Raw genomic sequence first — 6884 nt, 5'->3', positions numbered from 1 at the left:
ATGCAAAGCCCATTCAAAAAGCCGAATAGCCCAAAGCTACTTTCTAGATAACATTAAATAATTCCTAAAAATAATAAGCCGAACCAAAACGAAAATGCTCTAAAGTAAAAACACATACTACCCACTTTGACCATAGGGCAGAATGTGTTCATGATGGGTTTGGCTATCGGACAGAGTAAGATTGAGCGAAAGAGCGGCCTCCCGGTGTTAAACCTTCGATTCTTAACTGTCCACTAAATTCTTCTAAAAACTTACCAACTTTTTCCGGATCTTTTGCAGGCTGGTCATTGACATCTGTAATGATAAATCCATTTCCAAATCCAAGATCATTAAGATAGCCTCTGGTCATGGAAGATATTTTCACCCCATAGGGTACACCATACCGATCCATCTCGATTGCGTTGATGGTTTCAAGTTTTGCCCCCAATAAGGCAGATGCATAAAAAGATCTATTGATAACTCCGGTTCCACCCAAGAGGTTCTGTAAGGTCAATTGAACAGTGTTGAGTTTTCCCCTTCTTTGATAAGTAACCTGGATTTTGTCACCCGGGTAATAATAAGACAAGGCCTCCTCAAAGCTCCCTTTTCCTGAAATTTCTGTTCCATCAATTTTCACAATCACGTCATTGACTTCCATTCCTGATTTTTCTGCGGCCCCGTTCCTTATCACATGAGAAACAATGACACCATCTAAAGATTGTAGATTCATTTCCTCAGCCAAATCAGGGGAAATCTCTTTAATTTCAATTCCCGGAATTGCTTTTTGAACCTCACCATATCGAATAAGGTCGTTGGCAATCTTGGTAGCGATATCAACAGGAACAGCAAAACCATATCCGGTGTAGGAACCTGTTCTACTCAAAATAGCTGTATTGATTCCCACCAACTCTCCATTTATATTGACTAAAGCTCCACCTGAATTTCCGGGATTTATTGGGGCATCTGTTTGGATAAATGATTCCAAAGGAAAATCACCCCCCATAATATTGATTTGCCTTTCCTTTGCTGACACTATTCCTGCCGTTACTGTGGAAGTAAGGTTAAAAGGATTGCCTACTGCTAAAACCCACTCCCCTATTTTCAATTCCCGACTACTCCCAATTTCTATTGCCGGAAGATTATCTGCTTCAATTTTCAAAACAGCAATATCCGTATTTGCATCTGAGCCAATTAAACTGGCTTTATACGTTCTTTTCTTATGGATTACTTCAATGGTTTCTGCTTTTTCTATGACATGGTTATTGGTAATGATATAACCATCTTCAGAAAAAATCACCCCTGAACCTGTGCTAACTGTCTGCTGTGCCATACCTTGACCAAAGAAATAATCAAATATACTATACCTTCGAGAATCAGTCCCGGAAAAGTTTTTTATAAACACCACAGAGTTGGTACTGTTTTCGGAAGCTTCCACAAAAGAATCCGGCACCGGGCTCCCAAGGTTTTGGTTGGCTTCTTCAATGGGAGGCCGATGACGCACTTGAGACATTGGAATTTCTTCAGACCTGCTGAATTGCTCAGGGTTATTAAAACTCAAATACTGGTGAAACACAAAAGAACCAATCACCCCACCTAAAAACGCAACAAGAACTAAACCAATATTTTTAAACATAACTAAAGACTTTGAATACTTAATTAAATACGGCCATTCACTGAATCAAGCCAATTTATTTAACATTTTTTAAACTTTCTTATGGCAAAAAATCACAATGTAAATTCTTTCCCAATTTTGTGCCAAAAAAACATATGGTTTAAAAAGTCTAAAAAAAACGGGAATACTGGTTTTACCTTGTAAATTTGTCAGTAGAAAATAACGGATAATGCCAAGTTGGGCATTGTGCTTTTTTTGTAAGTAAAAAATTTCCATGTCTACAATGAAACGTGTGGCCATTTTAGGCTCAACAGGTAGTATAGGTACACAAGCTTTAGATGTAATTGAGCAGCATTCTGACAAATTTGAAGTTGAGGTCCTTACGGCTTTTAATAACAAAGACTTATTAATCCAACAGGCCTTAGCCTTCCAACCGAATGTAGTAGTCATTGGCAACGAGAGCCATTACCTTGAAGTTAAGGAGGCTTTGAGTAATCAACCTATCAAGGTTTATGCAGGAGACAATGCCCTTGCCTCAGTAGTAGAAATGGAAACTATTGACATTGTGCTTACTGCTTTGGTTGGCTATGCAGGGTTGATCCCGACCATCAAAGCGATAGAAGCGGGCAAACCCATTGCCTTGGCTAATAAAGAAACCCTGGTAGTGGCGGGTGACCTTATCACCAAGTTAGCCAAAGAGAAAGCCGTAAATATCTACCCTGTAGATTCTGAACATTCTGCAATTTTTCAATGTTTGGTTGGTGAATTTCATAATCCAATCGAAAAAATAATACTTACCGCCTCAGGAGGCCCTTTTAGAGGTAGAGATAGGGAATATTTAAAAAATGTAACCAAAGAACAGGCGCTCAAGCATCCCAATTGGGATATGGGAGCTAAAATCACCATAGACTCAGCTTCGTTGATGAACAAAGGGCTAGAAGTGATCGAAGCAAAATGGCTATTCGGATTGGATGCAAGCCAGGTTGAAGTCGTTGTTCACCCTCAGTCAATTGTCCATTCATTGGTTCAATTTGAAGACGGTTCGATCAAAGCGCAACTTGGACTACCTGACATGCGTATTCCTATTCAGTTTGCCTTGTCCTATCCTGATAGAGTAAAATCAAATTTTGAAAGGTTTGATTTTACTGAATACCCAAATCTCCAGTTTGAGAAACCGGATCGAAAAACATTCAAAAACTTGGACTTGGCCTTTACGGCACTAGAAAAAGGAGGAAATGCTGCTTGTTCACTTAATGCTGCGAATGAAATCGCAGTGGCTGCATTTTTGAAAGATAAAGTCAAATTTCTTGAAATGTCAGACTTGATTGAACAGAGTATGGAAAAAATTAGTTTTATTAAAGAACCAAGTTTGGAAGATTTAATTGCTACAGACAAGGAAACAAGAATAATTTCAAAAGAATTAATTAGTAGAAAATAAAGAATGGATACATTAATAATGGTAGCGCAATTGCTACTCGGATTGTCGATATTGGTCGGCTTACATGAATTGGGACACCTGCTGGCAGCGAAAATGTTTGGCATGCGTGTCGAAAAGTTCTCTATAGGATTCCCTCCAAAAATCATTGGTTTTCAATGGAAAGAAACAGAGTACTCCATTGGAGCCATTCCCCTAGGTGGATTTGTTAAAATATCTGGAATGGTGGATGAATCCCTTGATTCTGAGCAACTATCTGATGAACCCCAACCTTGGGAGTTTAGATCCAAACCTGCATGGCAAAGATTAATTGTGATGCTTGGTGGCATCATTGTAAACGTAGTCACCGGAATTATCATATTCGTATTTTTGGTATACAGTAAAGGTGAAACTTACTTTTCAAGAGACCAGGTGATTGAACATGGGATTGTTGCCTATGATATTGGTCAACAAATAGGGTTACAGGATGGAGACAAAATATTAAACATCAATGGGGAACCTTATGAGTCATTGAATGACCTAAGTAGCGGCAATGCTTTGTTAAGCTCAGACGGCTATTATACTGTAGAGAGAGACGGTGAAAGAAAGAAGATCACAATCCCTAGGGGATTTATCAATTCTTTTTCAAATGAAGAAAGCATGTCTAACTTCATTAGCATTCGATTCCCCTTTCAAATTCTTGAAGTGAACCCTAAGGGAACAGCTGTTGAAGCGGGTATTCAAAAAGGGGATGAAATCATCGCTGTAAATGAACAACCCATCCAATACTTCAATGAGCTACAAGATGCCTTAGCGGCGAATAAGGGCGAGACTGTAGACCTAACGATAGTTAGGGATCAACAAGAAATTATTACTAGTACAAAGGTATTAGAGGACGGAACCATTGGTATAGCGGCAAAAAACTTAATTGAGCCTGTTCGCAAAAAATATACTTTTGCAGAATCTATTCCATTGGGAACAGAAAGGGCTTTCAGTGTGGTGATCATTAATGCCAGAGCCATGGGTAAAATGTTTACAGGGGAAGTTTCTACCAAAAATGTTAGTGGACCTATTGGGATGGCTAAAATATATGGTTCTACCTGGGATTGGATTAAATTCTGGTCTATAACCGGGCTAATTTCCATGATTTTGGCATTTATGAATTTACTACCTATTCCCGCATTAGATGGTGGCCATGTAATGTTTTTGTTGTATGAAATGGTATCAGGAAGAACTCCTTCAGATAGATTTCTTGAAAACGCCCAGAAAATTGGAATGGTATTACTATTAGCAATTATGGTATTTGCCATAGGAAACGACATCCTTAAGCTTTTTACCGGAAGTTAACTACCGAAAAAAACCATAAAGGGGAAATAATATCCCCTTATTTTTAAATTGCCCTTAACTTTTATTTCCTGACAATTTGTTAAAGGAAATAAATTGGCATAAGCCTTGGACAGGGTTTATATAATAACCTTATTCATAAGGGTTTTTCATATTTCAACAAATTAACATGACACAATACCTGTCATAATGTCTGTATGAACAATAACGACAATCAATTATATCAATCACTAATGATGGGAGATTTTTCGGGAGAAGGCGACTTAATTCAGTTAATTACTGATGATGAGGATGAAAATGGCCAAAAAGACGAAAACTACGCCAAAGAAATACCTATTCTTTCCGTCAGAAACACCGTTTTGTTTCCCGGGGTAGTAATTCCTATTACTGTTGGAAGACAACGATCCATTAAACTTGTTAAGAAAGCTCAAAAAGGAGACAAGTTAATTGGTGTGTGTGCTCAAAAAAACTCCAACATTGAAGACCCCTCTTGGGACGATATCTATAAAGTAGGCACCATAGCTAAAATAGTGAAGATGATCGTGTTGCCAGACGGGAATACCACCATCATTATTCAAGGTAAAAAGCGTTTTAAAGTAGAAGAAGAAATTACGGAAGACCCTTATTTCCAGGCAAATGTCTCTTACTTAGAAGAGACATTTCCTAAAAATGATGAAAAAATAGAGGCTTTAGAGCAATCCTTAAAGGAAGCTGCCTTAAAAATCTTGCAACTAAACCCTGAAATTCCTAGAGAAGCTCAGGTCGCCTTAGATAATATTGACAGCACGCCTTTTCTTACTCACTTCCTGTCTTCCAATATCAATGCACCGGTTGAGTCCAAACAAAAATTACTCGAAATCAATGATGGCATAGAAAGGGCCACCCTATTGCTTGAGTTCATGATGAAGGACATTCAAATGCTGGAGCTGAAGAATGAAATCCAGAAGAAGGTCCATACTGATATTGACCAACAGCAAAGGGATTATTTCTTGCGGCAACAGATGAAGGTACTTCAAACAGAACTAGGTGATGAGGGACCGGATAAGGAAGTCGAGGAATTAAGGGCGCGTGGTAAAAAGAAAAAATGGCCAAAATCTGTGGCTGACCAATTCAATAAAGAATTGGATAAAATCATGAGAATGAATCCTGCCACAGCAGAATACCCTATTGCCATTAACTATGCAGAAGTTTTGGTAGATCTTCCATGGAATGATTTTACTACCGATAACTTTGATCTTAACAGAGCCAAGAAAATCCTAGATCGTGATCATTCCGGTTTGGACAAAGTCAAAGATCGAATCATTGAATATTTGGCTGTTTTGAAATTAAAGCAAGACCTTAAAGGACCTATTCTTTGTTTATATGGACCTCCCGGTGTAGGAAAAACTTCTCTAGGAAAATCCATTGCTAAAGCCTTGGGAAGAAAGTATGTGAGAATGTCTTTGGGAGGACTCCATGACGAGTCGGAAATTAGAGGACATAGAAAAACCTATATTGGTGCCATGCCGGGTAAAATCATCCAAAACATGAAAAAGGGCAAATCTTCAAACCCTGTATTCGTTTTGGATGAAATAGACAAACTGAGTACTGATTTTAGAGGAGACCCATCTTCTGCCTTTTTAGAAGTATTGGATCCCGAGCAGAACAATGCTTTTGTAGACAATTACCTGGAGGTAGATTATGATTTGTCCAAGGTGTTATTCATTGCCACTGCCAACACCTTGGAAACTTTGCAACCTGCGCTTAGAGACCGGATGGAGATCATCGAGGTCACCGGATATACCATGGAAGAAAAAGTGGAAATTTCAAAAAAACACTTGGTTCCAAAGCAGCGAAAAGAACATGGGCTAAAAGCCAAGGACATTACTTTTTCCAATGAATCTTTGATAAAAATCATTGAGGATTACACCCGGGAATCAGGTGTTAGGAGTCTGGAAAGACAAATTGGGAAGGTCATAAGGAATATTGCCAAGTCTATAGCAATGGAAGAACCTTATCAGAAAAAAATAACCCCTGCCTTGGTTAGGAAAATTCTAGGTGGTGAAATATTCGACAAAGAATTTTATCAGGACAACTCCCTGGCGGGAGTTGTTACAGGCCTTGCCTGGACTTCTGTGGGAGGAGAAATTTTATTTATTGAAGCAAGTATTAGTAAAGGAAAGGGAAAACTAACCCTTTCCGGTCAGTTGGGAGATGTTATGAAAGAATCTGCCATGACAGCCATTTCTTATTTAAAATCTCATGCGGAGGAGCTGGACATAGATCATCGGGTATTTGATCAGTACGATCTGCATATTCATGTACCTGCCGGAGCTGTACCTAAAGACGGACCTTCTGCCGGAATTACCATGCTTACGGCCATCGCATCTGTTTATACCCAGAGAAAAGTAAAAACAAAATTGGCCATGACAGGAGAAATCACTTTGAGAGGTAAAGTGATGCCCGTTGGTGGAATTAAAGAAAAAATATTGGCTGCAAAAAGAGCCGGTATCGAAGAAATCATCCTTTGCAATAGAAATCAAAGAGACATCGAAG

Annotated in this window: 4 protein-coding genes; 3 read left to right on the top strand and 1 reads right to left on the bottom strand. The window is 38.8% G+C overall.

Annotated features, from left to right (window positions below; translation table 11 throughout):
- Nucleotides 1-163: 163 nt before the first annotated feature.
- Nucleotides 164-1612, bottom strand: a complete 1449-nt coding sequence (locus tag AAC037_RS16625; RefSeq protein WP_339904122.1) for a trypsin-like peptidase domain-containing protein — start codon at nt 1610-1612, stop codon at nt 164-166.
- A 253-nt stretch (nt 1613-1865) separates the two neighbouring features.
- Here AAC037_RS16625 and AAC037_RS16620 point away from each other — a divergent pair, with 253 nt between their 5' ends.
- The 3 genes from AAC037_RS16620 to lon all read left to right on the top strand — a co-directional run.
- Complete coding sequence (locus AAC037_RS16620; RefSeq protein WP_339904120.1) at nt 1866-3029, top strand: 1-deoxy-D-xylulose-5-phosphate reductoisomerase; 1164 nt, start codon at nt 1866-1868, stop codon at nt 3027-3029.
- A gap of 3 nt (nt 3030-3032) precedes the next feature.
- The gene (gene rseP / locus AAC037_RS16615; RefSeq protein ID WP_339904118.1) at nt 3033-4352 is read left to right on the top strand and encodes an RIP metalloprotease RseP; all 1320 of its coding nucleotides are present in this window, start codon (nt 3033-3035) and stop codon (nt 4350-4352) included.
- Nucleotides 4353-4546: 194 nt separating this feature from the next.
- The coding region (gene lon / locus AAC037_RS16610; protein ID WP_339904117.1) for an endopeptidase La at nt 4547-6884 on the top strand (2338 nt) is incomplete at its 3' end.

This window comes from uncultured Cyclobacterium sp. (assembly GCF_963976465.1).
In the GTDB taxonomy this organism is placed as follows: domain Bacteria; phylum Bacteroidota; class Bacteroidia; order Cytophagales; family Cyclobacteriaceae; genus Cyclobacterium.
Note: the sequence above shows the minus strand (reverse complement) of the source record. Positions and strands in the feature narration are given on the sequence as shown.